The 2803-nt window shown below is 64.0% G+C and carries 3 protein-coding genes and 1 pseudogene; 3 read left to right on the top strand and 1 reads right to left on the bottom strand.

The window, feature by feature from the left end:
• Positions 1 to 374: autotransporter outer membrane beta-barrel domain-containing protein (locus tag EN935_RS29850; RefSeq protein WP_127373915.1), on the top strand; the 374-nt coding region annotated here is incomplete at its 5' end.
• A gap of 110 nt (positions 375 to 484) precedes the next feature.
• On the opposite strand, the pseudogene EN935_RS41535 reads toward EN935_RS29850, so the two are convergent.
• Positions 485 to 571 (bottom strand): annotated as a pseudogene (locus tag EN935_RS41535) (branched-chain amino acid ABC transporter permease); the annotation flags it as partial.
• Positions 572 to 714: 143 nt separating this feature from the next.
• On the opposite strand from EN935_RS41535, the gene EN935_RS29840 reads away from it, so the two are divergent.
• Both EN935_RS29840 and EN935_RS29835 read left to right on the top strand, forming a co-directional pair.
• Entirely contained in the window at positions 715 to 948 is a 234-nt protein-coding gene (locus EN935_RS29840) for a hypothetical protein (RefSeq protein WP_127373914.1), read from the top strand.
• 481 nt (positions 949 to 1429) lie between these two features.
• Positions 1430 to 2803, top strand: a 1374-nt coding sequence (locus EN935_RS29835; RefSeq protein ID WP_245489083.1) for an HD domain-containing phosphohydrolase, incomplete at its 3' end; no start/stop codon positions are given.

The following is a 2803-nucleotide window of genomic DNA, read 5'->3' as shown; positions in this document are numbered from 1 at the left end:
TCGATGCCTTTACCGATGCCTTTGGCGCACGCGTTACCCCTGGCAGCAACGACAGCCTGCTCGGTCGCCTTGGCGTATCGCTCGACCACCAGACGCAGTGGCAGGACCGGACCGGTCGCACTGGGCGCATGAATGTCTACGGCATCGCCAATCTTTATTACGACTTCAAGGATGGCTCAGCGGTCGACCTCGCCGGCAGCAGCCTCTCGAGCAGGAACGAGCAGCTCTGGGGCGGTCTCGGCATCGGCGGCACCATCAATTGGGCCGACGACAAGTTCTCGGTTTTTGGCGAAGCCATCGCCCGGACAGGCCTGGAAGACTTCGGTGACAGTCATGTACTGACCGGCTCGCTCGGCTTCCGGGTCAAGTGGTGAAAGCAAGTTGGGCATCCAATATCGAAAGTCGCCTTCGGGTCAGTTAGGGACGTCAATCCCACCTGGTTGAATGTCTGCTGCGCTTTCTGGATGCCAGAAGCCGCCAGTCCGCTTCCGAACTGGAACACGATCGCCTTGAGCGAGCCAGCCAGCCCGGCAAGTGCCGCCGACATGACGAAAGCCCGGAGTTTGTAGTGCTCATGCACCTCGTTGAGAGGCCACGGCGCCGTCGCAAAAGCGCACGTCAAACCCCGGGTGCTGTGCACTGACGGTCTCATCGGTATCGGCGGAGCCGCGAATCTGTGCTAAGCGCCGCCCAACCAACCAAAGGACGACACCAATGAGCGAACCGACCGTGGCCGAAGCGACCGAGAGCATCTATGCCTCGCTCCGGGCGGACAATGCCGACATCGACGCACATATCGCGACGCTCAAGGCGGCGCTGACACGGGAGGGGATAAAACAGGCGGTGTTCGATCCGACCAAATTGGCGCAGAGCAACCGCTCGGGCCGCAAGCTGATGCAGGCCTATTGTCGGCAGCGCGGCGTGAGCGTGAGGTTTTCGGACCAGTAGAACCGCGCGCGGACGATCTCAACCGCGCTGTCAGACGCCGACGATCGACGCCGTGCTGGTGCGGCGGCTGACAGTGGATCGCGGGCGCTGGTTGGACGGGGCGCGCCAAAGCCTTAGCGACAGCCTGTCGGACAAAGCGCATCACGCTCAAGCACGAAGCCGACCTTGGTTTTGGGCGGCGACGGCAGCCATGCGCCGTCACTCGGCCATCTCATACAGCGACGACCCTCCCAGAACGCTGACATCGAACGCCAGTCCGCTTTCGGCCAAACGCAGAGTGCTCTATTTCCCGCAGGGCGCATCAGGCTTGCGAATTTCCCCTAGGTATTGATAACAGAGGGGACTAGCATAGCCTCACTGGGGGTGTGCGATGGCAGACGTCTCGATACGCCGGGCGGACTTCATGATGGTCTTGGCCTATGCTTCGGACCTCGCCACTGGTCATTCTCGCGACTTCGCGCTGAAATCGTGCGTGCTTGCAATGCGCATCGCCGAGCTTGCGGGTGTTTCCGATGAGGTTCGGCGCAATGCCTACCACCAGTCGATGCTGCGCTACGTCGGCTGCAATGCCGATACGGACCTTCTGTCGGCCACCTTTGGGGACGAAATAGCGCTTCGCCAGGATCTCGTCGGTCTCGACATGGGCAATCGTGCGGAACTGGGGAGGGTCTTCGTGCAGGCCTTCAAGCGGTTCTACTACGATCTCGAACCCGACGCGCAAGCCAGGGCGATCGAGGCCGCGATGTCGCAGGCGCTCGCTGTGGCTCGCCCGGTGCTCACCGCGCATTGCGAGGTCGCGCAGCGGATCGGCCAACGGCTTGGCCTTTCCGAGGAGATCCGGCGCAATCTCGGGCAGATTTATGAGCGCTGGGACGGCAAAGGTCTGCCGCGAGGGCTGAGCGGCGAGGATGTGCTGCCGGCCGTGCGCCTGATCACTCTGGCGCAGGATGTGATTGCGCTCTGCGATGCCGTCGGCATCGACGGGATGGCTGAGACCGTAGCCAGCCGAGGCGATGGCCCATACGAAGCGGAACTGGCCCGGCTCGTCTCGGCTAACGCGGGGGCCTTGATGGACGGCATCGGCGCGACGGTCGACCGTGAGACGATCCTGGCGCTCGAACCCGATCCGCCGGTGACGCTGGACGAAGCAGCCTGCGACGAGGCGTTCCTCGCCATCGCCGACATGATCGACATGCGCATGCCGCTTACCTATGGCCATTCGCGGATGGTGGCGCAGCTGGCCGAGGGAGCCGGGGGACAAATGAAGCTGCCCGCCGCCGACCTGCGCGCGTTGCGCTGGTCCGGCTGTATCCACGATATTGGCGAACTCGTGGTGCCGGTGGCGACTTGGATGCGAAACGGACCGCTGTCGGTGCGCGAGCGTGACGCGGCGCAACTGCATGCCTATTACGGCGAACGCGCGCTGGCATCGTTCGGCCGCGAGGGCGATGCGATGGCCGCGCTCGTGCTTCGTCATCACGAACGCCTGGATGGCTCGGGCTATCACCGTAAGGTCGGTGGCTCCGACCTGTCGCCTTCAGCACGGATCCTGGCCGCTGCCGAAGCGTTCCAAACGTCGCGAGAGGAACGTCCCCACCGCAAGGCGCTGTCCAGCGAGGCGGCGGCCATACAGCTGCGCGCCGCAGTGCGTGACGGTTGTATGTGCGCCGACGCGGCAGAGGCCGTGTTGTCCTTCGCGGGGCAGCAGTCGCGCCGGGCCTTGCCGCGGGCGCTGGCCGGCATGACTTCGCGCGAAATCGAGGTGCTGCGCCTTATCGCTGCCGGATTGACGGCGAAAGAGGCGGCACGCAAGCTCGATATCTCGCCCAAGACCGCGGACCACCATATCCAGAAC

The organism is Mesorhizobium sp. M7D.F.Ca.US.004.03.1.1, assembly GCF_003998635.1.
Lineage (GTDB): Bacteria > Pseudomonadota > Alphaproteobacteria > Rhizobiales > Rhizobiaceae > Mesorhizobium > Mesorhizobium loti.
This window is presented reverse-complemented; position numbering and strand designations above follow the sequence as displayed.

Bases quoted from the DNA above. Each gene is read 5' to 3' on its own strand.
- EN935_RS29840 (WP_127373914.1), top strand. From the start codon at position 715: ATGAGCGAACCGACCGTGGCCGAAGCGACCGAGAGCATCTATGCCTCG.